Genomic DNA, 26,302 nt, shown 5'->3' with positions numbered 1-26,302 from the left:
ACAAACGGCTACACCACTTCACGGGACTTGACCCAATCTATGAGCCCTCTGTCATGGCTTTAAGCGCCGCAACGTGCTGTGCATAGGCTTCTGTTCCAGTCTGGGTCAACGCGACCCAGACGGCGTCTTTCGCGCGCGTGGAGCCATATTCGCGGGTGCGGCTGATATAGCCGCTGTCCTCAAGATGTTTCAACTGCTTGGAAAGCGTATCGGCAGGAAGCTCGGTGAGCTCTGCAAGCACGGCGTATTTCATCTGCCTGCCGCCGGTTGCGCCTGAATGGAACAGCGTGGCACAAATTTTAAGCCGATTGATGGGGTGGATGACCGGATCCAGCTTTGCTGGGCGTGGTGAAGGATCCTTAGACATTGACGCCCTTTACGGCGGCGTTGCGGTTCTCATACAACATCCATGCCGTCGCCGTAGAAACAACGACGCCGCAGACAATCATCCACGGCCAAGTATCAGGCGTCGGCACGGTGGAGAACATCATGGCACCTGGCAGCAGTACTCGTGACCAGGTGGCGCGATCATTACTCGGCCCCATATTGGGATTGACCCGAACGAAGGGGTTCGCAATCTTATCTTTGAGGAGATAGCCCAGAACGAACGTCGGTACAAGAACCGCGAGGCCGTACCACCATGACAGCTTGAATAGCGCGATACCGCCGCCGGCGCCAAGCGCCACTATCGCCACCGCCCACCAGCTCTGCGTCCACGTGGTGCGCTTTTGAACGTCGTGAATGATCTTAAGGTCGTCGCTCATCGTTCTTCTCCCTAACGTCAACTTCACTGGCTTGCAATTAAGGCAAGTGTAATACTTGCCTTAATTGCAAGTCTAATGCTTGCCAAGTGTGCAAGTGAAAGACTGTGCATAGTGGGGATACAGCTACGCATGGGGTCTAACGGGGCTGGTGGTCTGCTACTGTGACATCTGGCCGACTTTTATTGACTGAGGCTCCACGGCCTTACATCGCCCATCGGGTAGTGCCTTTGCTGGTTGTTCCATTGCGTTTGGTATCACCGCCGCAGTAGCAGCGTGGTCGGTTCTTTGGCATTGAGCCACCACACCACCGCCTACTACCACAGACTGGCAGCCACACCGGGGATTCACCGTGTTGAGGCCAGATATATGCTCCCAAAGCATATATTTCACGCTACCCTACAGGTCAGAACCTAAAAATCCCCGATCCCAGACACACTTTCTGGCCCCTAACCCCAGAAGACCTACTCCAGCCCGAAGAGCTCCCGTTGGAAATCCGTGGGGTTCTTCAGCTTCTCGGATTCGGGCAGTGGGCCGGGGAGGGTGGTGCCTGCGGCGAAGGGGGAGCCCGGGAGATGGTCGCGGCCGTGGGGTTGGGTGAGGCCGGAAAGGTCGGGCCCGGAGGGGACGATCCGGGTGGGGTTCACTTCGCGGTGGACGATGTAGTAGTGCTGTTTGATCTCCGTGAAGTCGGTGGTGTCGCCGAAGCCGGGGGTTTGAAACAGCTCGCGGAGGTAGCCGTAGACGTTTGGGAGTTCGGTGATCTTGTTGCGGTTTGTCTTGAAGTGGCCGTGGTAGACGGCATCAAAGCGGATGAGGGTGGTGTAGGCGCGGACGTCGGTCTCCGTGATGTGTTCACCCATGATGAAGCGGTGGTTGGCTAGGCGGTCTTCGAGCCAGTCGAGGACCTCAAACACGTCGTCGTAGGCTTCTTCGTAGGCGTCTTGGGAGGCTGAGAATCCGGCGCGGTACACGCCGTTGTTGAACTTGCGGAAGAGGAAGTCGTTGATCGCCTCCGCCTCTTCGCGCAGCTCTTCCGGTGGCAGCAGGTTCGGGGCGCCGGGGCGGTGGTAGGCGGTCCACTCGGTTTGGAAGTCGCGGACCATGGAGTTGTAATCGTTCGTCACCACCTTGCCGCTTGCTTCTTCCACGATTGCCGGCACGGTGATGCCGCGCGGGTAGTCGGGAAAGCGTGCGAAGTATGCATCCTGCAGGCGGGGGATCTGTAGCACGGGGTCCACGCCGCCCGGATCCAAGTCGAAGGTCCAGGAGCGCTTGTCGTGAGTCGGGCCAGCCAGGCCCAAGGAGATCACATCTTCCAGCCCCATCAGGCGCCGCACGATGACAGCGCGATGCGCCCATGGGCAGGCACGTGCGGCGATGAGACGGTAGCGGTGCGGCTGCACGGGCCAGTGCGAAGCTTCATTGCTTATCGACGACACAATGCGGTCACCGATATAGTTCGTATCCCGCTTGAACTCGCCGTCTGTTGAGGCGTTCTGGGCATCGCCTGCCCAGTCCTTCTGTGCGTCTGTAGTCATCGTGTCCTCCCTTATCGCGTGAAAAGTTTGTGACACGTCAACTATAGGCTGTTTCTGATCATGAGCGAGGGGGGATGTGCTGTTGCAAGAGGATGAGCAGTGTGACGGAAAGCCCGGAGACAGGCCCAGAGACAGGCCCAGAGACAAGGCAATACAAAGCCTTCGGATGGCGCGAATCCTGGGCCTTCATCGCGGTCATGGTGTTTCTCTCCCTAGCTGGCTTCTTTATGGTCGATGGCGGTGAAAGGGCGCTGGAACCCCTTGACCGAGCGCCGGATCCATAGCCGTGCCATTTTGGGACACGCCCGCACCTTCGGTTTCGGGCCATTACCAGAGCGCTTATCCGGAGAAGCCTTCTGCTCCCACTCCAGCGGGGTAGTGATCGTCCCCTGAGTACGGGGATTCCCCGGATTTACAGGCTGATTCACCGAGAAGATTGTTAAAAACGCCTGCGGATTCTTGCGCCCATCCTGAGTCTTCGTCCACGCGTCACTCAATGGTGTGCTGGTTTTGCGCGATCTCGGTTTCAGCAATGTCTATCAAACGCACGAGACGGGGCTTGAGTCGCATGCGAGGTTAGGCTAACCTAACGTAATAATGGTTATTATCTTCTGAGAGGGCAACACAGTGCCGCTTGTGACTGATGAACCCACCACAGCGACCAATGAGTCGACGAGTCGGCCGAGAGGGGGCGGCACCGCCGACGACGGCCCGCGAACCCGATCACCTAACCTGAAACCGCCGCGTGGACGCGGCCCACACACCCGGAGACAGAACCAGATGAAGTCGATTGCCCAGATCGTCCAGAACAACCTCAGACTCCTCGCGGCCTACGAGGACAAGGTCCAGCCGAGGTTCCTCAGCCGCTATGCGCGTGAACCGATGGACGCCGCCGTCGAAGGGCTCGGGGCCGGACGGAATTCCACGTCGCCGACGTCCTCGCGCCGCTCGGCAGGGTCGCCGGGCAGCGAGGTCGAGGACCTCGCCGAAGCCAACGGGTTGAAGCTGGGCGGAGCCTCACACGTCGGCATGGTGTACTTCCGCACTCTCACGAAGAAAAGCGCGATCGGGGAGGCGGGCAAGTGAGCGCTGTGGACGGGACCGTAGGCCCGTGGTCGCTGCTCGCCCCGATTCGGACCCGGATGCGGGCGGTGGTCGCGTTATCTGTCCTGTCGTCGGTGGCTACCGTCGCTTCGCTGGTCGGCATCATCGACATCGCGATGACGTACCCGGAGGCCCCGGAGCATCGGACGTGGTTGGCCGTGGCTGTCATCGTCGTCGCCGCAACGGTGCGCATGGCCGCAGACGGCGCCGCCGGCATGCTCTCGCACCGGGCGGATAACGACCTGCAGCTCCACCTCCGGCGCCGGCTGGTCGCCCAAATCCGGAAGTTACCGCTGGGCTGGCTGGACGCCCGGCGCTCGTCGGGAATCATCGAGTCGGTTGAGAAGGACGTCGCGGCTGTCCACCAGCTCATGGGCCACACCGTCGGTGAGACCGTGGTGGCGGTGCTGGTTCCCCTGCTTTCCCTCATCGCGCTCGTCGTGGTGGATTGGCGGATCGCGGTGGTGGCGGTCGTCCCGGTGCTGGTCACCTTCGCCCTGATGGGCGTGATGATTTCGCGCGGAGCCGCTCTTCAGCGCGACTACGAGCGAGCCTCCGAAGGAGTGACGGCCGCGGTCATCGAGCTGGTGCGCGGTATCCCGGTGATGAAGTCCTTCGGGCGCGCTAACCAGGGCGCGGGTCGCTACGATGCCGCGGCGTTGTCGTTCGTCCGCGCGTGGTCCGCCTGGTCCCGGCAGTCGAACATCTATCTCGGGCTCATCGACGTGGTGACGTCCCCGACCACAGTTCTCGCAGTGGTGTGCGGGGCCGGCCTCGCTCTGAGGGACGCCGCGGGCGGCATACCGGAGGGTCTCGTCGCCGGGCTGGTTCTCAGCCTTGGACTCTCCGCGGCGATCGTGCGGGTGGCCATGAACTCCGAACCCATCATCGCGGGGATCGCTGCCCTGAAGTCCATCGCGGAGGTACTGAGCACGCCGCCGATCGCCGAGCCCGCCGATCCGGTGCCCGCGCGCGGAGGCGCGCTCGAGGTCCGGAACCTGGTCTTCTCCTACGGCGATGGGCCGCGGGTCCTCGACGGGATGTCCGCGACGTTCGAACCAGGGACCCTCACTGCGCTGGTGGGGTCCTCCGGTTCCGGAAAGTCCACCGTCGCCCGGCTGTTGGCGCGTTTCCACGACCCTGCTGAAGGCTCGGTGCTGCTGGGCGGCGTCGATCTTCGTGACATCGCCGTGCGCGACGTGCACCGCTCGGTGTCGGTGGTGTTCCAAGATCCGCAGTTGTTCACGCTGCCGTTGCGGGAGAACATCCGGCTGGCCAGGAGAGACGCCACCGACGACGAAATCATGGCGGCCGCGAAGCTCGCGAACCTCGATGCGGTCATTGCGGCGCTGCCGAAGCGCCTGGATTCGGTGGTCAACGTCGATGTGACCTTTTCCGGTGGTGAGGCGCAGCGCGTAGCCATCGCGAGGTCGATCGTCACGGACGCGCCGGTGCTCATCTTCGACGAGGCAACCGCTTACGCGGATCCGGCTTCCGAGGCCCTCATCCAGTCCGCAATCGAGCGTTTGGCCCGTTCGCGGACGGTGATTGTGATCGCGCACAGGTTGAGCACGATCCGCAACGCTGACCGCATCCTCGTTCTCGATGGGGGAGCGGTCACGGAGGCGGGTACTCACGACGAGTTGCTTGCGCGCGGTGGCCGCTACCGGGATTTGTGGCGCGCGTTCACGCTCGACGACGAACCATCCGCCCCGCGGGGCGCTGAATCAGACGATGAAAAGGCGGGGAACCGATGATTCGAGACTTGTGGTCGATGACGGATCGGCGCTCGAGAATGACGCTGGTGTGGCTCATTGCGTTGGCCACGCTTGCCGCGCTGGCCCAGGGAGCGGCGTTCGTCGCGCTGCTGCCGCTGCTGTCGGCTCTGGCCGAGGGAGATGATGCGACGGCGTGGCGTTTCACCGGCGTCATCGCCGGCCTCGCGGCCGCCCATGCGGTGCTGTCCCTCGCCGCGGGGACAGTCGGCAGGGCGAATTCCGCAGCGGTGCTGTCGTCCCTGCTGCGTTCCCTGGGCGAACGCGTGCTGACGTTGCCACTCGGGTACGTCACCAAGTCCACGGCCGGCCGCTTTTCGGAGATGGCGTCGTCGGGTATCGCGTTCGCGGCGTCCGTGCCGCACGTGATCCTGCGGCCCGTCATCGCCGCGGTGGTTACGCCGACCGTCATCGCCTTCGGAATTCTGGCGGTGGATTGGCGCGTCGGTTTGGTTCTTGTCGCGTCGGCGCCGGTGCTCTTCTTCGCCTACCGGGCCATTGGCCGGGTCGGCGGGGAGTCGGACGAAGCGCATGCTGAGGCCGTCGCTGCCGTCTCCAGCAGGCTGATCGAGTTCACCCGTGGCCAGCAGGCGATTCGCGCCGCGGGCGACGGTTCGGCGGCGGACGCGATGGTGGATGAGGCTATCCAGGCCCAGCACGATGCGTTCGCGAAGGCGACGTCGACGCAGGGGGCGGCCATCGGACGGTTGGGTTCGGTCGTCCATGCGGTGTTCACGGCGGCGGTGATCGTCGCCGTGGCAGTCGCCGCGACGGGCGGGATGGCGCCGGCGCATTTGGCGCCGATGCTCATCGTGCTCGTCCAGTTCACCGGACCGATCACCACGGCGGGAGCGTTGTCCGGCGGTTTCGGTGCGGGCCGCAACACGTTGGCTGCGTTGCGTGACCTGCGGGCAATCCCCGCCCTTCCTGAACCTGCCGCACCGGAGCTGCCCGACGGGCATGACGTGGAGTTCCGCGGTGTGAGCTTCGGGTACGGAGATAAGAAGGTTCTCGACGACGTCAGCTTCCGTGCACCTCAGGGAGCGCTGGTTGCCATAGTGGGACCTTCGGGGGCGGGCAAGACGACGGTCATGCGGCTGCTGTCGCGGTTTCATGATCCGGACTCGGGGGAGATCCTCATCGGCGGGGTGCCCTTGCCTCGGATCGGCACCGACGGCGTGAACTCGCTGGTGACCCCGGTGTTCCAGGAGACGTTCCTTTTCGACGCGTCCGTGCGGGACAACATGGTCTTCGCCGACCCCGGATTCGGTTCCAGGCCCGGTGACGGGGACCGCTTGCGCGAGGCCGCCCGGCGTTCCGGGGTGGACCGCATCGTGGAGCTGCTGCCTTCCGGGTGGGATACCCCAGTGGGGGAAGAGGGGACGCTGCTGTCGGGAGGCGAGCGGCAGCGCCTCGCCATCGCCCGGGCGCTTCTGAAGGATTCCCCGGTGGTGCTTCTCGACGAGCCGACGTCCTCGCTGGATGCGGCCACTGAGCGGGCGATCGTCGGCACGATGGAGGCGTTGCGCGGCGATCACACTGTGATCGTCGTCGCCCATCGCCTGCACACCATCCGCGATGCCGACCTCATCGTCGTGCTTTCGGAGGACGGGACGGTCGCAGAACGGGGCACGCACGATGAATTGCTGGCGAAGGGCGGTCGCTACGCCGAGTCGTGGGCGTGCCGGACGGGGAGCTCCCCGGGCGCCTGATCCTCATCACCTGGTCGATGCCCTCACGGGCGCCCTGCCGCAGCTTCCCGAATCCCACCGCCAGGCGCTCGGTGGGCAGAGCGAAACCGCCGACGAAAACGCCGAGCAGCACGAACACCGACGAGCTGTAAGGCTGAAGCTTCCTAGAAAGCGAAAATAGCCCCCTTCCTCATCCCTGTGAAAGCTGGGAGGGAAGGGGGCTCTTTGCTGCCTTGCCGCTAGCTACTACCGCCCGTGGACCTGGTTTTGAGCAATTTCCAGCCCGTGGCTGGCGATTAGCTCCACTGCCTCCGCCGCGGTGGGCAGGGTGAAAGCGAGTTCCTCGCGCTCCTTGGCATTGAAACTACGCAGCACATAGTCCGCTGGATCCTGTCGGCCAGGAGGACGGCCAATGCCAATGCGCACACGCATGTAGTCCTTCGTTCCCAATGACTTCGAGGTCGAACGCAGGCCATTGTGGCCATTCTCGCCCCCGCCGCGCTTAAGGCGCACCACACCCGGGTCTAGGTCCAGCTCATCGTGGGCCACCACGACGTCGGTAGGTGCGACATTGAAGAACTTCGCCAGCGCCGCGACCGGCCCACCCGACAGATTCATGTACGTCCGGGGCTTAGCTAGAATCACCTGTCGCTCGCCACCATCGGAGGTTTTAAACCGAGTCTGCACAATCTCAGCATTCGATTTCTTGTGCACGCTAAACGACGACGGCATCGGAGAAGTCCGGCTGGCTAGTTCATCTAGCACCAGATGTCCGACGTTATGGCGGGTGAGTTCATATTTGGGCCCAGGGTTGCCGGGCCCCACGACAAGCAGAGGCGTGGTGGAGGCGTTCATGAGTTCAATCTTGGCACACGGGCCGGGTTGTGGAGAACAGGCAACTGCGGGGGTAGAGGCCGGGGCTAGTCGAATGAAAAGTCAAAAATAAGTGGTTGCGTTAGGTTAGTCAATGATGGCAAAATTAGGTCATGCTAACTTACTTAAATCGAATGAGCGTGGCTGAACCTCGCCGCGTACGATTTTTCGCCGCCATTATTGCAATGAGTCTCGCCCTGGTGTTTGTCCTGGTCGGATGCGCTGATGGGCAGGAATCTAATGGTGACTCTGCGGCAGAAGAGAAGAAAGACGCTTCCTCCATCCGTGTAGTAGCTCTCGACTGGCGTTACGAGGAAATTCTTTACGCACTTGGTGTTAAACCGGTCGGTATTGTAGAGATTGGCAAGTCCGCCGCGCCTAAAACCCTCGAGGGCAAGCTCGACGGCATTACATCGGTGGGGCAGGCGAAACAGCCGAACTTGGAGGTCATTCAGTCGCTTGAACCGGACTTGATTCTGGCAAGCCCGACACGGCAGGCATCCATTATGGATCAGCTGAAGGAAATTGCTCCGACCGAAGCATACGGTGACACCTCCTATACCGAGGTGCTCGATGCGATGGATGACATTGCGACCAAGATTGGCGCTGAGGACAAGGCTGCAGAAGTCCGCGCCCGCATCGAGGACAAGGTGGTAAAGGCAAAGGAGAAGGTCGCGCCGGGCACGCAAGCAGCCCTCGTTGGTTGGTCCAAGAACACCCTCTACACTTGGGTCAAGGACTCCTTCGCAGGTTCTCTCCTGACCGCTGCTGGTTACGAGTACGGCTACGATGGAGAGAAGTCCGCCATCGAGTCCAAGACTGACGTAGCCGAGCTGACCGGTGACAAGCTCCCGGGAATGAAACTCGACGTTATGTACCTGTACAACGATATTGAGGGATTCCGTTCCAGCCCGTACGCAGATGTCGTAAGCAACATCGTTGACGTTGATCAGGACACTTGGTCACGCTCCCGCGGTCCGCTGGCCGCAGAGGCGATGTTGGATCAAATTATCAATTCCTAATGAAATTCCGTGCCTTTTGGGCATGCGTACTCATCTGTGTAGTAACTGTCGTGGCAATTAGTTTCTACCGACTATCTGGACTGTCAGCTCCGGCTAATGCCCCGCAGCTCTATCCGGAATTACGCAGCCTTACCCGTGATCGACTTTTAGCAGCTGTGATCGTCGGCGCCAGTCTCGGTGTCGGCGGCGTTCTGCTGCGTACCGCAACTGCCAATCCGCTGGCTGACCCGCAAATTACCGGAGTTAATTCCGGTGCTGCATTTGGCGCTGTTGCGACTGCGTTCGTAACTGGGTCTGCGACTGGTGCGCTGCTTTTGCCCGGCGCGTTAATTGGTGGTGGCGCGGCGGCAGCATTCACTATCTCTTTGAGTATGCGTGGATCTAGCCCAGAATCTGGCGGTGCAAACGCGATTCAAAAGATGGTTTTATTGGGCATTGCTGTGTCGGCCATATTTAGCGCGCTGACATCAATCTTCCTCGTCTTGGATGAAGCTCAGCTGACTACCGTATTGGCCTGGCTCAATGGTCGTCTCGCCGGAGTTCGCCTGCCGGACCTGGTTCCAGCCCTAATCGCCTTGGTGCTCATCTTTCCTGCCTTCGCCGCAGGTGGGCGTGCCCTAGATGCCCTCGGTGCCGGTGATGCAGTCAGTAGGTCTATCGGTGCGAATCCCGCGCGTGTGCGTGTCGGAGCAGTTGTCGGGGCTGTAGTACTGACCGCCACATGTGTAGCGGCCGCGGGGCCGATTGGTTTTCTGGGGCTGCTTGCGGCTGTCGTCGCGCAGCGAGTAGCGGGTCGCACGCACAGGCGCAGCCTGGTGGCAGCTGCCGTCGTAGGCTCGGCCACGCTTCTCATCGCGGATAGCCTGGGGCAGTGGCTGTGGGCCCCCGCGGAGACTCCGGTAGGCATTCTCACCGGTATTGCAGGCGCTCCGCTGCTGCTATGGGGAATCCGTTCGATCAGGTCTGCACGTCAGGGAGGTCGCAGGCGTGGTTACTAAGAGTCGCTTTGCCCTAGTGCTCCTCGTCAGTTCATTGTTCCTCGTGCTGGCTTGCCTAGTCGGTATGGGGATTGGAGCAGTTCAGAAGTCGCTTCCCGACGTTATTGCCGGGCTTCTTTCCGGAGAAAATCTCTATTGGCGCTACAGAATGCCACGCATAGTCGTGGGCGTGCTGACGGGTGTGGGGATGGCCGTGGCAGGAAGTTTGCTTCAGGTCGCATTGCGTAACCCGCTAGCGGCGCCGGACACTCTAGGAATTACTGCTGGAGGTGGCCTGGCGGCGGTCGTCGCACTTCTCGGTTTCGGATCTCTGCCAGCACTGGCACTCACCCCAATCGCGTTCGTTGGTTCCCTTCTCGGGGGATTGACGGTTTTTGCAGCGGCTGGTCGGGCAGTGGCTGATCCTGCGCGTTTGGCGCTGACAGGCGTGGCTGTATCTGTGGGGCTTGCTGCTGTGACACAGCTGCTCCTTGTGCGTGTGGCGCCAGAGGCCGGTGCCGCGATGACTTGGCTGAAGGGTTCTCTATATGCGCGCACCATGTCGGATGCGCTTACCGTTGCCCCCGTCATCTTTGTGGGGACAGCAGTGGCATTGGTGTTCGCGCGCCACTTCAACACCCTGGTACTGGATGATTCAACGATAGTCAGTATCGGTGGCCGTTTTAACGTGCTGCGAATCCTAGCGCTGATGGTCGCAGTGGCATGCGGCTCCGCGGCGGTAGCAGCAGCGGGTGTCTTGGGGTTCGTCGGGCTGATTATCCCGCACGCAGCGAAGCTGTTGGTGGGGCAGAATCTTGCGCGTCAGATTCCCGTGGGCGCCATGGCGGGTGCAGCTCTGGTGGTCGCTGCTGATGCTGTGGGGCGCTGGGCGTTTGCTCCGACGGAGATTCCCGTGGGGGCGTTAATTGCAATTGTCGGAGCGCCCTATTTCATCTACCTGGTTCATCGAGTAACGAGCGTGAAGAGGAAGTAGAAACTTATGACAGACTCTCTTACCTGTACTGAAGTGTCGGCGGGCTATGGCGCAGAGTTGATTGTCAAGGATGTCACGCTGAAAATCCCGCACGGGAAAATTACGGCTCTTATCGGTCCTAACGGCAGTGGAAAATCGACCCTGCTGAAGGTGCTTGGCAGGCAGTTGACACCTGAACGTGGAGCCGCAGAACTGGACGGTCGCCGAATCTCCGAATTTGGGGCTCGTCAGTTCGCCCGGCGCCTGTCCTTTCTACCGCAGCAGCCTGTGGTTCCGGATGGGATGACAGTTCGCGAGCTCATCGCTTTCGGCCGCTACCCGTATTCGGGAGCTTTTGCGTCGTTAAGCGCCGAGGATCACTCGGCGATTACGCAGGCGGCCCGGCAGACCGGAATTGAACAATTCCTTGATACGGATGCGATGGCGCTGTCCGGTGGGCAGCGGCAACGAATGTGGATTGCCATGACCTTGGCTCAGGACACCGATATTATGCTTCTCGATGAGCCGACGACCTTTCTCGATCCCGCGCACCAGCTGTCGATTCTTGACTTGGTTCAGGAACTAAACCGTAAAGGGCGGACGATTGTAATGGTTGTCCATGACATGGCTCATGCGGCGAAGTACTCCGACTATGTGGTTGTGATGCGCGATGGACGCATCGTTGAACAGGGCCCGACGCGAGAGACTTTCGATTCGGCTTTGATTCGACGTGCATTTGGAATCTCGTCGCTCATGGTTGAAGATCCGGAGACTGGGCGAAATCTTCCAATCGCCTATGGCGTGCATAAGTAAATTAGGGTAGCCTTACCTTCTGTTTTGCCAAATGTGTATGTAAATAGTGACAGTTGTGAAGCCGAAATTAGGCGACGACTCGTTTCAGCTCTCCGATCCGAGCGTCTCCTGATTCAAGAAGGAAAGTCAGTTCAACAGGCCGAACGCCTCATCGACAGTGAGCTAACTTCAGCAGATTTACTTAGAAGACTCGCTGAAGAGCGCTTGCTCAGCATAAATCCAACGAACCTCGACCGAGCCTGTGCTGAAATCTCCGATAGTGTGGCAGGCCTGCGCCGAGCTCGTCAGGGAATAGTTCGGCGTTGGGGCGTAGGGGACTCCGGAGCAGGTTATTTCGCACTGGTGGATGCATTGCGTCGGCGTTCGGAAAAACTCTCGGGTGAAGCTGGAGCCTCTGCTCTTCTCTCTCGGTGTGAACAGCTAGTCTGTGACGGCCACCCGGCGAGTCCAGCAGCGAAGACGTCGCTCGGAATTGGCAAAAAATGGTCCGACGTCCTCCCCGAACAGACCGAATCTATCCAACTTCGCTTCGCCGCTGTGAACAACGCGCGGGTGCATGAAGTAGGGTTGCCCACGCTGGAGGCTATTCGCAGCCACTTACCACGCCTTGCCTCGGCGCTGGCATCAGAGCTAGAGCGCCGGCGAATTAGCGGATGGTCCGTGATTCCAGTCCACCCGTTCCAATGGGAGAGAATCATCGCATCCGAGTTCAATAACGAAATCGCTAATGGCGAAATCATCTTGCTGGACACCACTGCCTTTGCCGAGCCCCTAATGTCGGTTCGCACTCTCCGAGTGTCGGATGGAAAGGGGGCGATGCACATCAAGGTTGCGGTTGAAATTCAGCTCACAGGGGCGGTTCGAGGTATTTCGGCGGGAGCGGTCGCGGCACCGGTTATCTCGGAAAAAATTTCTGAGGTGTTGGAGCTTGACAGCGGGTTTAACCCGCGGAGTAGCGACGATAAGCCGGGATTTGTCGTCGCAAGAGATATTGCTGCCGTGCGGTGGGATGCAGACTCGGGACTGCGAGCGCACTGCTTTGGCGCCGTATTCCGAGAGGATCCCACTGCAGACCTTGAAGCTGATGATGTGGCCATGCCGGTGGCGACGCTTCTTTCCCGCAATCCGCTGTCGTCTCGTCCCATTCTGTGCGATCTCTTCGATGAATTGGGCAACGAACCAGGTGTATACGAAAAGTGGTTCCGGGAGCTGGGACGGCTCCTCTTCGTGCCAGTCGCAGCGCTGCTGGCACGGTGGGGTATCGCGGTGGAGCCGCACCCGCAAAACACTGTGATTGTGCTGCGTGATGGTTGGCCGGAGCGCATAATCGTCCGTGACTTGGGCGGGTGCCGAGTCCTCGAGCAGGGGCCCATCGGACGTACTTCAGTAGGGCAGCAGCTACGAGGAACCGCGCTTGTCGAAGATGACCCGATCCGGCTTGTGGATAAAGCCTTTTATCCACTTGTCGCGAACCTTTACCGTCACCTGCACTTAGCAGCCAATCTTCCCGCACCTACGCGTCGTAGGATTGACCGGGGCAATAGTGAATTGCTTGCGGAGGAGTACTGGCGTATCCGTGCAGCTTTGCTGGAGTCTGTGGAGGACGGCGGCGAAAACATCAGCGAAATCGTTTTTCGGAAGTTTCTCGGTTCCGAGGTGCCGATTAAGCGGGTGCTCGGTATGCGGCTAAGTGGCGCGGTCACAGAACAGGACTATGTCTATGAACTAAATCCACTCGCTGCTATTGAATTGCTGGACAATAAGCACTTCTGTCAGCGTATTGAGCCATGGCTGAGCTGGGCTGATGAGACTCTCCGACACCGGATTGAGAAATCGGCCGCCGAAGAGGCACTTTCCGACGATGCCCTAGTCGCCCTGCAATCTGATATCTCCAACGCCCGGGAGAACTTGGCGTTGGTTCGAGCTCAAGTAAGTCGACGGATTGGGGACTGGTCCGGTAGCTTCTGGGAGCTGCTGCGTCCCTTGCTGTCTCATAAGGCGACAGCGGCCGCTGATTCTTTCTGTATTTCTGGGCACAACGTACACCCGTTGGCCAAATTACGGCGTGGTTTTAGTACAGAGGAATCGATGCTCTATGGCCCAGAATCGGGCGGCACGGTTGATCTCAGATTCGTCGCCGTCGATCGAGGTGCCGCATGACAACCCGACCACGGGGCCGCTGCCGACAGCGGCCCACTGCGATACCAAAGAAAAGGGGAAACGATGACGGATCAAGCTGAACGAGGTGCGGCGATCGTCGTCCGCGACCTCACGAAGAGCTACCCGATTGCGGGCAAAGCGGGCACCCCGCCGGACGGCGGGCGCAAGGGAAAGCGCGGCGCCCGGATGCGCAAGCATGTGCTCGACGGCGTGAGTTTTACCGTGCCCGCCGGGGCGATCGTGTCGTTCCTCGGCCACAACGGTGCAGGCAAGACCACCCTCATCCGAATCCTGTCGACGCTCATCACCGCCGACTCCGGCGAGGTGAGCATCTTCTCGCGCGATGTGAAAGAGGACCCGGCAGGCGTGCGCGCCGACATTGCCACCACCGGCCAATTCGCGGCGATCGACGAGAACCTCACCGGCCGGGAGAACCTGGAGTTCTTCGGGCGGCTGCGCGGACTCGACCGCGCCGCCGCGGCCGCCCGCGCGACGGAACTGCTCGCGCAATTCTCGCTCGCAGACAGTGCCTCGACGCTGGCGTCGGCCTATTCGGGTGGCATGCGGCGCCGTCTCGACATCGCCGCGTCGCTGTGCGTCGTGCCCAGGCTGCTGTTCCTCGACGAACCCACGACGGGGCTGGACCCTGTCAGCCGCGAAGAGCTGTGGGGCTTCATCCGGCAACTGCGCGACGACGGAATGACCCTGGTGCTGACCACCCAGTACCTGGAAGAGGCGGAGGCGCTGGCCGACCACGTCCATCTGCTCAAGGATCGCCGCATCGTCGCCAGCGGAACGCCGGAGGAATTGCGCCGCGACTTCGGGTCGCACGTGCTCCGCGTGTCCTTCGCCACCGCCGCCGAGGCGGAGGCGTTCGCCCGCTGCCTCGGGGGAACGTGCCTAGACGGCGCCCGCGTCGCGGGGAAGTCGGTGTCCCTCGACGTCGACCCCGGACCGCGGGTCCTCGAGGCGGTGGCGCAGGCGATGGAGGCCTCGGAAGCGTCGCCGGATTCGCTGAGCGTGTCGCCGCCCACCCTCAACGAGGTGTTCATATCGATGAACGCAGGGGGTGCGGCGCGATGAGTGCGACGTCGGTCGCGGCGTTTCTCCGTCGGGATCTGCTGCTGTTGCGACGCAACACCGCGTCGCTGATCTCCATGTTCGTAGTTCCGCCCCTCTTCCTGCTGTGCCTGTACGCGGTGTTTGGGTACTCGGCGGGGCAATCCGGCTTCGGGTACCTGCGTTTCGTGCTCGGCGGCTGCCTGTTCCAGGCGGCGATGTTCACTGCCGCGGCGTCGGCGATGGCGGTGGGACAGGACGTCGAATCCGGGCTCGTTGACCGCGTGCGCGTGTTGCCCGGGGCCACAGGCGGCTATGTCGCCGGCAGGCTCGCCACCGATGTGCTGCGGATGTCCGCGTCGATCGCGGCGCTGCTGGTCGTCGCGTGGGCCTGCGGCCTCGACATGGCTGTCGGTGACGTCGCGTGGACTGTCCTGTGGTCGCTGCTCGCCGCGGCGGTCCTGTCCCTGGTCACGGACGGGGTGATCCTGATGGTGCCCGCCCCGGTGTCGACGGCCTCATCGATCCAGGCGCTGGAAATGCTGCTGCTCATGTTCTCCACCGCGTTCATTCCGGCGACCGCTTTGGACGGCTCCCTTCGCGACGTCGTGCGCCACATGCCTTTTTCGCCGGTGATCGAGGTGATTAGGGCGGCGTCCCCGGACGCCTTCCCGGATCGCGCCGGGGAAGAGGCCGCCCTGTGGCTCGGTGTCGCGGCGGTCGCCGGAATCGTCCTGTTCATCCGCCGGTTCACCTCGAGGAGCGAATCATGATTGGCGCCATCTTCGTGCATCTGCGGCGCATCGCCCACATTTGGCTGCGGCGCCCCGACTTCTGGTTCATGACGTTCATTGCTCCGCTCGTGTACCTGTTCATCGTCAACCGCATGTTCGGTGGCCTGGTCAGGCAGCTCACCGGAGAGTTCGAACTCCGGAACGCGGTCATCCTGGTCGTGACGGCGTGGGCGTTCATCCTGGCCATCACGGGATCATCCACCGTGTTCGTTGAACGCAGCAATGGCTTCCACGAGCGGTTGATCACCATGCCGGCGCCGTACGCGGCCGTGCCGGCCGCACGGATCATTGCCGAGTTCATCCGGATCATGGCGATGACGGCCGTCGTCGCGGCGGTGGCCGCCTTGCTTTCCGACGGCCCACCGGAGGTGTCCTGGTGGTGGAGGATCGCGGTGACCGGCGCGATGGTTGCCGCGGCGGTCGCATGCACCGGCACGTACATCGCGTTCTCCATCACCAGCCCCCAGGGTTCCGTGGCCCTCATCCCGTTAATTATCGTTGCGATGTTCGTCAACACGGTGCTGATGCCCGCCGACCACTTCCGTCCCCTCCTGCGCGGAATCGCCGGGCACACCCCCGTATCCGCGGCCGGCGAGGCCGTCAACGGCACCGGGGCTGCGGGTCTGGTGGTCTGCGCGGCCTGGTTCTTAGGCATCGCCGTGCTCGCGGCGTGGGGCATCGCCGTGAAAACGAGGCCGGGGGAGTCTGCATGACGGCCCGCGAATCCGAGCATCTAACCCGAAACCGCCGCGTGGACGCGGCCCACACACCCGGAGACAGAACCAGATGAAGTCGATTGCCCAGATCGTCCAGAACAACCTCAGACTCCTCGCGGCCTACGAGGACAAGGTCCAGCCGAGGTTCCTAAGCCGCTATGCGCGCGAACCGATGGACGCCGCCGCCGTGTACCGGAAGCTCCGTGCGCTGGACCCCGGGCCGGATGCGCCGGCCCGGGGTCCTCGACCTCGGTTGCGGAACCGGGTGGCGAACGGCAGCGCGTTTCGGTGGCCCGCGCCGTGTTGAAGCGGGCGCCGGTGCTGCTGGTGGATGAGGGGACTTCATCGCTCGACGCGTCCGCCGCCGTCGCTGTGCAGGAGGCAATTCGCGAACTTGCCGGGTCGGCGACAGTGCTGGTGATCGCACATCAGGAACACACGGTGGCCGCTGCCGATCAGGTCGTCATGCTCGATGGCGGACGCGTGGCCGCGGCGGGGATACACGAGGATTTGCTGGCTTCGTCGCAGGCGTATGCCCGGCTGTGGGCGCGATAGCCGCATCCGTGACAAGTGGGCATCCACGGGTTGAGAGAACGACTGTTGGACTGTCCGGCTGCCGACGAGTTTTGCGCTCTGCGGCAGTTCGGCGGCAACGAGTGACCGAAGCGGTCAGGAGATCATGACTCGACGATGGATCGGGGCTGCGTGGCCTGTTGGGCCGCAGGCAGGCGGTAGCGTTCCTAGTCCTCCGGTCGCACGAGCTACAGGAATCGCGCAGCGGCGACTCAGGAGTAGTCTGCAAGAACGCGCTGGTTTGACGCTATCAACGGTCATCATGCCACCGTGCGGAATGATCCACTGCGCTCGAGTGTGTCCCAACGGGAAGCCGATGCACACCACGGCGTCGGGGCTGTAGGTGTTGATCTGCTCCAGAACTGCGTCACGGCTTGCCTCCGCATCAGAAGGAAGCGGTAGCCAGGATCCGGGAGGGATTCGAACCCCACGATCGAGGCAAGCGGATCTCCGCGTGCGGCACGGAAAAGACCACGCCAATTGCCCATCACGGATTCGCATCAGTAGGGTGAAAACATGTCGAAGAGCCAGGCGCAGCGTAGCGTGTCGCGCAACCCCCGCACACGCCGACGCTCACCCGGTTGGGTGCCCGACCAACACGGCGCCTGGTTTATGGTCACCGTCCCCGCTATTACTGGTGTCATCCTGGCGCCGTCGTGGACTGCGATTCCCCTGTTGCTGACCTGGTGGCTCGGCTATTTCACGTTTTTCGCCGGCAGCGTCTGGATCCGCTCGCGCTTCCGCGAACGCAACCGGCCCCCGGTCGTGGTCTACGGGTCGCTCGCGGCCGTCGCGGGTGTGACAACGCTGATCTTCAACTGGCGGCTTCTCATGTGGGTCCCGGCGTTCGCACCGTTGGTGGCCATAGCCGTATTCGAGGCATGGAAGCGGCGTCCGAGGTCGCTGTTGTCGGGTGTTTCCACTGTCGTAGCAGCCTGCCTCATCCTGCCGGTGGCCGCCTGGGCCGGGGGAGGCCTGGATGTGGAGGCGTGGGCCGCATTTGCCGTGTACCTGGCGTACTTCGTCGGCACTGTGCCCTACGTGAAGACGCTCATCCGTGAACGCGGCTCCAGGCCCTGGTTCATCGGGTCGGTGAGCTATCACGTCGTCGTGCTTGTCGCTGCCGTCGTCGCCGTGCTCGTAACCGGCGGGCATCCTTTCCACCCAGCGATCATCGTCGTGGCCGTCGTGTTGCTCGCGCGGGCGACGCTGATGCCGATCACCGGCGCACGTCGTGAGAAGCCATGGACGCCGAAGATCGTCGGACTTCTGGACGCTGCCATCACAGTGCTGGTGGTCATCGTTGTGCTGCTCTAAGGCGCCTCATTCGCTGCCTCGTCACTTTGGCTGATTGAGATACAGCCCATGGCTTCCGCCGTATGATGTGGTGCATGAACTGCCGGAATGTCCGTATCAACTCCGTCGCGGCGCTTATCCTGAGCCTGTTAGGGGCGGCGTTCTTTGCAGTAGGGCGGATTCTGTTTGGGGTGGGCGGATGGCTCGTGTTCTACTCCGTTCCAGCTGGGGTGATCGCCGCACTTGCGCTTCTTGCTTTGTGGTTTATCCCCGTACGCCACGTGAAGGACGGCCCGCAGGCAGGGCCGTATAAGTCCTTCGGGTGGCGTGAGTCTTGGGCCTTCATCGCGGTAACGGTGTTTCTCTTCCTCGCCGGCTTCTTTATGGTCGATACCGGTGACACTGAAGAGAGCGTGAAATCCGTTTTCACCCAGCTTGTAGGGAGACGGGCGTTAGATCTTTCTTCAACATTGTGTTTGCTCTGTGTCCTTGGAGTGATTGTGTCCTACATCGTGGGCGTTGTTGTGGCGGTGAAAGGACGCAAAGGCGAGATACAGGACAGGGGCCAGGCAAACATTCCTTCACCGACGAAACCGGTCTCACCCACACCGGGTGGGATGAGGTAGGTGCCGGTTTTGGTGGTCTTGAGATATTCGAGAAGCATTTCGTCGCGCGACATGGATCGGTGCACAGTGGCAAACCTCCCGCTCGTACGGTGAAACACCAACATTTGTTGTCCGAAAATGAGTGATTCCTGTGGGACAATCAGGCGTCTACAGATTCACAAGGAAGCAACGATGACTGACACCTCAGAGATCCTCGATTCGATCACGCCGAAGCAAACTGCCAAGGTCAACAGCCTCAACGCTGCCATTTGGCAGACCGCAGATGATTACCTGCGGCTTATTGTCCCGGCCGAGAATTACGGTGACTACATCATTCCGTTCACTGTGCTCCGTCGCCTTGAAGGTCGATTGGAGTCGACGAAGAAGGACGTATTAGATCTCGTCCACCGGGAGAACGTGAAGGGAACAGATCCCTCGATTGTGAATCTCAAGATCGAGAACATGTTCAAGCTTCGTTTTTGGAACACGTCTCAGTTGTCTCTCGAACGCCTGGCCACCTCCGACGACACGTTGAAGGAAGGGCTGCTGCAGTATCTCAGGGCGTTCTCTGCAAATATCCAAGAGATTTGGAAAGCGTTTGAGTTCGAGAAACTCATCGACTTCCTTGACCGCAATAATCAACTCTGGAATGTGGTGAACCATTTCGCGTCCATCGACATGTCTGACGAGGCACTCCAGGATCAGACGATGGGCGACATCTTCGAGAACCTGATGTATCGTTCCTTCGCCAGAAAAGCGAAAGACGCCGGTGAGTTCTACACTCCGCGCGACGCGATTCGTCTGATGACGTCCATTCTGTTCACCTCGGACGACAGCGAACTGGAGGAAGACGGCATCATCCGTTCCGTCTACGACCCCACCGCCGGTACGTGCGGCATGCTCATCGCTGCACGTGATGCGCTCCGGGCTATCAACCCAGGTATTGAGATCGTCGTTGCAGGACAAGAACTCAAGGAATCTTCATTCGCTATGGGCAAGTCTGATCTGCTCATGCAGGGGTTCAAGAACCCAGAAGTGTTGAAGTTTGGCAACTCCCTGACCAATGATCAGTACGCCGACGAAACCTTTGACTACATCATGGCGAACCCGCCATACGGTTCGTCCTGGAAGGCATTCCAGAAGGACGTCAAGGCGCTCCAGGAGCAGGGCGATCCACGCTTTGCTGAGGGGCTTCCCGCTGTCAGCGATGGCCAAATGCTGTTTCTGATGCACATCGCGCACAAACTCGCTGCGGCTGATGGTGCAACGAAGGGTGGTCGCGCTGCTGTGGTTACGAATGGCTCCCCGCTATTTACCGGCGATGCCGAAAGCGGTCCGGACAGTATCCGCAAGTACCTCATCGGCGCGCAAGGTGGCACCGAAGTGCTGGACACGATCATCGCGCTGCCAAATGACATGTTTTATAACACCGGCATTGCCACCTACATCTGGATCCTTGACAGGAACAAGGAACCACGTCGTCGTGGCAAGATCCAGTTCATCGACGCGACCGAAATTTGCGCCCCGATGCGTAAATCGATGGGTAACAAGCGTGTCGAGTTCTCTGAAGACAGCATCCGCGACATCACGAAGATCTACAAGGATTTCGAGGAAAGTGACCGCTCTATCATCGTGACAGCTGATGAACTGACTTACCGCGATGTGCCGATGTTTAAGTTGGCGCACTACGCCGTCAGCGTCACCGACGAGACTGTGGCGGAAGCTATGAGTCATAAGACCGCATTTCCAGAGCATGAAGCAGTCATCCGCGAGATGAAAGGGCGCGAATACAACGACCTGTCTAAGGCGCTCAAGTCTGCTGCGAAGGAACGCGGTGTGAAGATGGGCGCGCCACTGCTTCGCCACATTATGAAGGCGTTGGCAGTGGAAGATGAGAATGCGCCTGCATCTCTCGATGAGAAGGGGAACCCGGTCGTGGACGCTGCTTCCAAGGTGATCGAGCGCGTCCCATACTTGGAAGACGTGTCCGAGCATATGGAGCGTGAGGTGCTCCCGTTCGTTCCGGATATGCAGTGGGACGAGTCCTTGGCGAAGGTTGGCACGGAACTACCGTTGACCCGCCTGTTCTACAAGCCAGAAGAGTCTCGCTCCTTGGAGGAACTGGACGCGGATATCGCTGACTCCCTGGATCGTATCTACGCCATGTTCGGAGAGGTGCGGGCAGATGACTGAGTTTCACCCGAACAAGTTGGGGTTGATCTCCACGATCTTGCAATCGAATGTCGATAAGAAATCCAAGCCGGATGAACCCGCTGTCGAACTGTGTAACTACACGGATGTTTACTACAACGACACGATTACAACGGATCTTGATTTCATGAAGGCAACCGCCTCTCCGGATCAAATTGTGAGGCTCCGGTTGGCGGAGGGTGATGTCATTATCACGAAGGACTCCGAAACAGCGGACGATATAGGTATCCCTGCATACGTAGATTCCACTCATGATTCGCTCGTCTGTGGTTATCACTTGACGGTTCTTCGTGCTCATTCCGGAAGAGTTTTCCCGAAGTTTCTCTACTACTTGATGCTGAGTAGGGAAACAAGCGAGTATTGGGAAAAGCGTGCGAATGGAGTTACCCGCGTCTCGATTCCTCAGCAAACAGTTTCATCATTACCAATTTCCCTTCCTGATCTCGAAACCCAGCGCTGTATCGCTGATTATCTCGACAAGGAAATCAGCGAGATGGACGCGCTGATCGAAGAGTTCGAAGGGCTGGTCGGAAGTCTTAGGTATCGCAAGAAGCGTTTCGTGGAGTTTGAGTTTCAGAAAAGCGAAAGATGGAATCTCGTCCCGCAACGATTGAAACTTTTGGTAGATAGTGAAGACAACCGCCGTGTTCCAATTGATTCTGGGGACAGAAAAGATATCCAGGGAGAGTACCCGTACTACGGGGCATCCGGAGTCATCGATTACGTAAACGATTACATCTGGGACAACGAAAAACGTTTGCTAGTTTCCGAAGATGGGGCAAACCTAGCAATGCGTAATCACCCTATTGCCTTCGTTGCAGATGGGCAGTATTGGGTAAACAACCATGCGCATGTTCTCAAGCCTCGACATAACTATCCCGCAGAACTGCTCGCTGCTGCAATCGAGATTTCCCCGATCCACCATCTAATCACTGGGAGCGCCCAGCCTAAATTGACCGCTTTCAACATGGGGGAGATTGCATTTCCCTTCCCGAAAGATACTGATTCTGCCATCTCGATGAATGTCTTCATTCAGGAGGAATTGTCACGCATGGACGCACTCATCGAGGAATCCACCAAACTCATCGAAAACCTCAAAGCACGCAAAACTGCGCTGATCACTGAAGTCGTAACGGGGCGGAAAGAGGTCTAATCATGGTGAACCCGATTCTTGAAGAAGCGATGGAACTGACCATCTGCCGATCTCTCAACAGCCAAGGTTGGATCTGGAACGAGGGTGCCAACGACAAGGGGTTCGACCCCGAACTTGGACTGTTCCCCGAAGACGTACTCCACTGGCTGAAGACTCAGTATCCGGAGCAATACGAGCGGGCGATTCCTGAGACTGCGAACGAAACAGAGCGAAAGTCTCGTGAGTACCGGCTGTTAAAGCGTCTGACTAAGGAGCTCGACTACACGCCAATTCTTGATGGCATCACCAAGAAGGTCAACGGCGGACTTCTGGGCACGCTTCGAGATGGGTTCTCGTTCACGCAGACAGACCTCGGCACTGTGAACTTCCCGGACATGGCGGGCTTCTACCCGTATGACCCGGCGAAGACGGATGTGATCGACAAGGCGAAGGAAAACCGCCTACGCGTGCTGCAGCAAGTCCACTTTGAAAAAGGTGGTTTTGGCGAGATTGACCTTGTGCTGCTGGTCAACGGCATCCCCGTGATCACGATGGAACTCAAGACTGACAACACGCAGTCGATTGACGATGCCGTCAAGCAGTACAAGCACGACCGCAAGCCGAATCGCTCCAGCCGCCCGCTGCTCAACCCTGGCCGCTGCCTCGTCCACTTCGCGGTGTCCTCCCGTGAAGTCACGATGACCACAGAACTCAACGGCACCGATACCGTCTTTCTTCCGTTCAACCAGGGAACCGAGGAAGGCCGCGCTGGCAACCCCGACAACCCCAACGGGTACAACGTTTCCTACCTGTGGGAGTGGGTGTGCTCACCGGATCTGCTGCTGCGCATCCTGAAGGATTACGCGCTGTGGGAGCCGTCCATGAAGGGCAATGAGGGGCGCCTGATCTTCCCGCGATTCCACCAGTTGCGCTCTGTTGAGCGTGTCACCAGCGATGTCGCCACCAACGGCACCGGCAGGCGCTATTTGATTCAGCACTCTGCGGGTTCAGGCAAGACGAAAACCATTGCATGGTTGGCGCACCGTGCCAACAAGATGATCCATGAAGACGGGACGAAACTTTTTGATTGTGTAATCGTCGTCACGGATCGCACCGTGCTGGATAAGAACGTGGCGGATGGACTCTCGCTGCTCCAGGCCTCTGAAGGCATGGTCATCAACATCACCGGTGACGACACGTCCAAGTCCGAGAAACTTAACCACTATCTCACCCAGGGCAAGCGCATTTTGTCCTGTACGCTGCAGACATTCCCGGCACTGGCGAAAACGATTGACCGTTCTCCGAAGCTGCGAGACCGCCGTTGGCTGGTCATTATCGACGAAGCGCACTCGTCCCAACACGGCAAGACCTCCCGCACACTGCTGGAGACTCTTTCGGACACTCCTGATGAGCTTGCGGAAGCAGCAACGCGAGCGGCTGCGGATATTGAAGACGAAGAGATGCTCGATGGTGGGGCAGCGCTCAGCGAGCCTGCCGGTTCGACTCAATCTGGCGGGCTCACGCGTGCCGAAAAGGACCGTCTGCAGCAGCAGCGAGATTCGGCAGTCGCCCGCTCGTCGAACGTCACCCTCGTTGCGCTGACCGCAACGCCCAAGGCAAAGACTCTTGCTGTGTTTGGCGAGCCGTCCCCGGACAACCCAGAGAAGTACGTGGCATTTGACCTGTACTCCATGGCGCAGGCAATCGATGAGAACTTCATCCTGGACGTGCTCCAGAACTACATCTCACTGTCGCTCTACGCCAAGATCGAAGATCAACTTGGCCGCGAAGACGACGTCATTCTTGGCGAGGCAAAATCTGCACTCAAGCATTTCGTTCGCTCCCACGAGAAGACGATCCACTCCAAGGCCGAAGTTGCCGTCGAGCACTTCAATAACAACGTGCGCTTCCTGCTCGGATCGACCGCGAAAGCAATGGTCGTTTGCGACGACCGCATGAGCGCATACACCTGGTTCCGGGCGGTTCAGGACGTGATCAAGTCCAATCCGAAATACCACGGGATCGAAGCACTTGTGGCGTTCTCTGGTTCGCTCGACGTGTCCAAGGACGAGGACATCGAGGAGATCGTTACGGAATCCTCCCTCAACAACGAGAACGCACCTGAGGGGCATCGTCGGATGGAAACGACGAAGATGTTCGACGGTGCGGCGTACAAGTTCCTCATCGTGGCTAACAAGTATCAGACCGGCTTTGACGAACCTCGCCTGTCAGCGATGTACGTGGATAAGCCACTGTCCGGCGTGATGGCGGTGCAGACGCTCTCGCGTCTGAACAGGACGATGCCGTCGAAGAATAAGACCAAGACTTTCGTCGTCGACTTCGTCAATGACCCCGAAACGATTCTTCACTCGTTCCAGCCGTACTACTCGCAGGCGTCTATTGACACCGAGGTAGACCCCGACGTACTTGCAGATCTTGCTCGCGTACTGGACACCTCCCAGTTCTACGACGTCGAGGAGATGGAAGCGATCGCCGACACGGTGATGGACCGGGACATTGACGTAAAAAAGAAAGACAGCCTGATCCGAATCGGGATCGATCCAATCATTACCCGGTGGACCGAGTTCTACGGAGGTGCTTTGATCTCCAGGGACAAAGACAACGAAGCAGTGGCCACAGATTTCCGTGCGAACCTGGTGAAGTACGTTCACGCGTGGGACTTCTTGAGCCAGTTCATCGACTTCCAAGACATCACTCTGCACAAGCGTGCGATCTTCGCCGACCTGCTCGCGCGCAACCTCAAGCTTGGCAAGAAAGCACGCGAGGAGGACTACGTCACCGGCGTCGAGGTAGTGAAGACCGCGGTCATGGGTGACGTCGAAACAGGCGTTGAGCTGAAACTCAACATCGAGGATTCGCGGGCACCTCTCCCTGTTCCAGGGTTCGATGGTCGTGTCTCTACCGGTGGGGCAGGGGATCCGCTCCAAGGCGCATTCCGCGAAGCAGTGGAGCAGGTCAACGAGCTGTTCTCCGCTGCGGGCATCGACATGTCCAACTCGGCGAATACCCGCATGGTTCATGCCGTGTGGGAGGCGTTGGCTAACGACGAAGAAGTGGAAGCCCTTGCCACCAAGAACCCGCAGGAGGCGTTGGCGAAGTCACCGAAACTTCGCGACAAAGTGCTTTCCGCAATCTTGGGTGCCGACGCTGAGCACGAGCAGTTCACTAACCTCATGCTCGGTGGCGAAGACGCGCTGAACGTTCTCACCGCTGCAATGTCCCGTCTTGCAGTTGCCGCAATGGAAGACAAGGCGCGCGGGATTGCTGTGCCGGACGACGCGCTCATCGGTGGTGCGGAAGAACCCCAGGATGAGTCGCCGGTTGAACGTCGTATCCAGGACCTTCTCGATGTAATGCTCATGCACGCTGGTGCTTCTACTGTTGAGGAGCAACTCGCGCGGTCACTGGACGAAGCGCTGTCGTACCGTGGAACCTCCAACGTGTTCGAGGTGGTTCGCTCACAGTTCGTCGGACACTCGCTGCCAGTGGACGGTGATCTGTACCAAGGCGTCGTGATGTACGCGGTGGAGCACTACTAAGGGGCAAGGACGGGGCCGATATCTTCTGAAAAGAAAACTGACTAGGCCAACTCCAGAGGAACATGTCCTACTTGGTGTCCGTTTGGGTCGAGGAGCCACCCATAGACCTTTTCCATGCGGTAAGCGATCTCGTAGCTAACAATTTCAGCTGCGGGCGCTTCGCGCTCGATCCGCGTTAGCAAGCTGGTGATAAGCGGGGTATCGCGGATACCAAAAATAGCGACAACGTTGTCTTTATTGAACACTTCTGCGCAGAATCGGGACTCGGCCCATTTGCCCATGCGGCGTACGAGCTCGTTTGCAGACTCGGGACTAGTGCGCAGGATTACAACCAAAGAAAACTTATAGTCGAACTTTCGGCGAGCCACATCACACCGAAAGACGATCACTTGACTGTTGATAAGGAAATCTTTTGATCGTTGTACGAGATGCAACGGTGCTTCCACTTGTTTCGCTAGCTCACGAAGGGGTATGGTCAAGTCCCGTGAAGTGGTGTAGCCGTTTGTGCTTTCGGCTCGGTATGAAGTTGGGGGTTTGGTTAGGCGGTTAGTTGGTGGTGGTCACCATGGTCGTCTCCTTGTCGGTGCATGAGGTGTTTGGTGTGTTCGAGTGCAGTCAGTGACATGTAGCGCTTTTGTTGGATCCAATCGTCGTGCTGCTCGGCAA

22 protein-coding genes are annotated in these 26,302 nt (G+C 59.8%); 17 read left to right on the top strand and 5 right to left on the bottom strand.

Features of this window, described 5'->3' with window-relative positions; genetic code table 11:
- Positions 1-37: 37 nt before the first annotated feature.
- From HMPREF2690_RS00155 to HMPREF2690_RS00145, 3 genes are all read right to left on the bottom strand, one after another.
- Positions 38-367: a transcriptional regulator gene (locus HMPREF2690_RS00155; protein WP_070422684.1), complete on the bottom strand. Its 330-nt coding sequence runs from the start codon at positions 365-367 to the stop codon at positions 38-40.
- A complete protein-coding gene (locus tag HMPREF2690_RS00150) occupies positions 360-764 on the bottom strand; it encodes a hypothetical protein (RefSeq protein WP_070422685.1) in 405 nt (134 codons plus the stop codon). The genes HMPREF2690_RS00155 and HMPREF2690_RS00150 overlap by 8 nt, the downstream gene beginning before the upstream one ends.
- A 461-nt stretch (positions 765-1,225) precedes the next feature.
- Positions 1,226-2,302, bottom strand: a complete 1,077-nt coding sequence (locus HMPREF2690_RS00145) for a glutathione S-transferase family protein (RefSeq protein WP_070483501.1) — start codon at positions 2,300-2,302, stop codon at positions 1,226-1,228.
- 780 nt (positions 2,303-3,082) lie between these two features.
- Between HMPREF2690_RS00145 and HMPREF2690_RS00135 the strand changes: the two genes are divergently transcribed.
- From HMPREF2690_RS00135 to HMPREF2690_RS00125, 3 genes are read left to right on the top strand one after another with little or no spacing between them, the layout of a single operon-like run.
- Positions 3,083-3,388, top strand: coding sequence for a hypothetical protein (locus HMPREF2690_RS00135; RefSeq protein ID WP_070569688.1), 306 nt, complete (start codon positions 3,083-3,085; stop codon positions 3,386-3,388).
- On the top strand, positions 3,385-5,163 hold the full coding sequence (locus HMPREF2690_RS00130; RefSeq protein ID WP_070819842.1) for an ABC transporter ATP-binding protein: 1,779 nt from the start codon (positions 3,385-3,387) through the stop codon (positions 5,161-5,163). The genes HMPREF2690_RS00135 and HMPREF2690_RS00130 overlap by 4 nt, the downstream gene beginning before the upstream one ends.
- Positions 5,160-6,893, top strand: coding sequence for an ABC transporter ATP-binding protein (locus tag HMPREF2690_RS00125; RefSeq protein ID WP_070819841.1), 1,734 nt, complete (start codon positions 5,160-5,162; stop codon positions 6,891-6,893). The genes HMPREF2690_RS00130 and HMPREF2690_RS00125 overlap by 4 nt, the downstream gene beginning before the upstream one ends.
- 225 nt (positions 6,894-7,118) lie before the next feature.
- On the opposite strand, the gene pth is transcribed toward HMPREF2690_RS00125, so the two are convergent.
- Positions 7,119-7,727 carry an aminoacyl-tRNA hydrolase gene (pth, locus tag HMPREF2690_RS00120; protein ID WP_070819840.1) on the bottom strand — a complete coding sequence of 203 codons (609 nt, stop codon included), beginning with the start codon at positions 7,725-7,727 and terminating at the stop codon, positions 7,119-7,121.
- A 152-nt stretch (positions 7,728-7,879) separates the two neighbouring features.
- Between pth and HMPREF2690_RS00115 the strand changes: the two genes are divergently transcribed.
- The 14 genes from HMPREF2690_RS00115 (at position 7,880) to HMPREF2690_RS00045 (ending at position 25,636) form a co-directional block, all read left to right on the top strand.
- Positions 7,880-8,767 carry an ABC transporter substrate-binding protein gene (locus HMPREF2690_RS00115; RefSeq protein ID WP_141761150.1) on the top strand — a complete coding sequence of 296 codons (888 nt, stop codon included), beginning with the start codon at positions 7,880-7,882 and terminating at the stop codon, positions 8,765-8,767.
- A complete protein-coding gene (locus tag HMPREF2690_RS00110; protein WP_048759792.1) occupies positions 8,767-9,765 on the top strand; it encodes a FecCD family ABC transporter permease in 999 nt (332 codons plus the stop codon). The genes HMPREF2690_RS00115 and HMPREF2690_RS00110 overlap by 1 nt, the downstream gene beginning before the upstream one ends.
- Positions 9,755-10,738 carry a FecCD family ABC transporter permease gene (locus HMPREF2690_RS00105; RefSeq protein WP_070819838.1) on the top strand — a complete coding sequence of 328 codons (984 nt, stop codon included), beginning with the start codon at positions 9,755-9,757 and terminating at the stop codon, positions 10,736-10,738. The genes HMPREF2690_RS00110 and HMPREF2690_RS00105 overlap by 11 nt, the downstream gene beginning before the upstream one ends.
- Before the next feature lie 6 nt (positions 10,739-10,744).
- Entirely contained in the window at positions 10,745-11,530 is a 786-nt protein-coding gene (locus HMPREF2690_RS00100) for an ABC transporter ATP-binding protein (protein WP_048759789.1), read from the top strand.
- A 261-nt stretch (positions 11,531-11,791) separates the two neighbouring features.
- A complete protein-coding gene (locus HMPREF2690_RS00095) occupies positions 11,792-13,690 on the top strand; it encodes an IucA/IucC family siderophore biosynthesis protein (protein ID WP_141761149.1) in 1,899 nt (632 codons plus the stop codon).
- Between the two features lie 63 nt (positions 13,691-13,753).
- Entirely contained in the window at positions 13,754-14,773 is a 1,020-nt protein-coding gene (locus HMPREF2690_RS00090; RefSeq protein WP_070819836.1) for an ABC transporter ATP-binding protein, read from the top strand.
- Entirely contained in the window at positions 14,770-15,522 is a 753-nt protein-coding gene (locus HMPREF2690_RS00085) for an ABC transporter permease (protein ID WP_070819835.1), read from the top strand. Before HMPREF2690_RS00090 ends, HMPREF2690_RS00085 begins: the two co-directional genes overlap by 4 nt.
- Entirely contained in the window at positions 15,519-16,256 is a 738-nt protein-coding gene (locus HMPREF2690_RS00080; protein WP_070819834.1) for an ABC transporter permease, read from the top strand. Before HMPREF2690_RS00085 ends, HMPREF2690_RS00080 begins: the two co-directional genes overlap by 4 nt.
- A gap of 321 nt (positions 16,257-16,577) precedes the next feature.
- A complete protein-coding gene (locus HMPREF2690_RS00070; protein WP_052205193.1) occupies positions 16,578-16,814 on the top strand; it encodes a hypothetical protein in 237 nt (78 codons plus the stop codon).
- A 534-nt stretch (positions 16,815-17,348) separates the two neighbouring features.
- Positions 17,349-18,149, top strand: coding sequence for a YwiC-like family protein (locus HMPREF2690_RS00065; RefSeq protein WP_371325702.1), 801 nt, complete (start codon positions 17,349-17,351; stop codon positions 18,147-18,149).
- A 74-nt stretch (positions 18,150-18,223) separates the two neighbouring features.
- Positions 18,224-18,754 (top strand): MFS transporter, encoded by a 531-nt coding sequence (locus HMPREF2690_RS12060; protein WP_168167267.1) that lies wholly within the window; start codon positions 18,224-18,226, stop codon positions 18,752-18,754.
- Positions 18,755-18,925: 171 nt separating this feature from the next.
- Positions 18,926-20,926 (top strand): type I restriction-modification system subunit M, encoded by a 2,001-nt coding sequence (locus HMPREF2690_RS00055; protein ID WP_070819830.1) that lies wholly within the window; start codon positions 18,926-18,928, stop codon positions 20,924-20,926.
- Complete coding sequence (locus HMPREF2690_RS00050; protein ID WP_070819829.1) at positions 20,919-22,097, top strand: restriction endonuclease subunit S; 1,179 nt, start codon at positions 20,919-20,921, stop codon at positions 22,095-22,097. The genes HMPREF2690_RS00055 and HMPREF2690_RS00050 overlap by 8 nt, the downstream gene beginning before the upstream one ends.
- Positions 22,098-22,099: 2 nt before the next feature.
- Positions 22,100-25,636 (top strand): type I restriction endonuclease, encoded by a 3,537-nt coding sequence (locus HMPREF2690_RS00045; RefSeq protein ID WP_070819828.1) that lies wholly within the window; start codon positions 22,100-22,102, stop codon positions 25,634-25,636.
- 41 nt (positions 25,637-25,677) lie between these two features.
- On the opposite strand, the gene HMPREF2690_RS00040 is transcribed toward HMPREF2690_RS00045, so the two are convergent.
- Positions 25,678-26,082: a hypothetical protein gene (locus tag HMPREF2690_RS00040; protein ID WP_141750427.1), complete on the bottom strand. Its 405-nt coding sequence runs from the start codon at positions 26,080-26,082 to the stop codon at positions 25,678-25,680.
- Positions 26,083-26,302 lie beyond the last annotated feature (220 nt).

The sequence above is a fragment of the Corynebacterium sp. HMSC034E11 genome, from assembly GCF_001835905.1.
Classification (GTDB): Bacteria; Actinomycetota; Actinomycetes; order Mycobacteriales; family Mycobacteriaceae; genus Corynebacterium; species Corynebacterium coyleae.
Note: the sequence above shows the minus strand (reverse complement) of the source record. Positions and strands in the feature narration are given on the sequence as shown.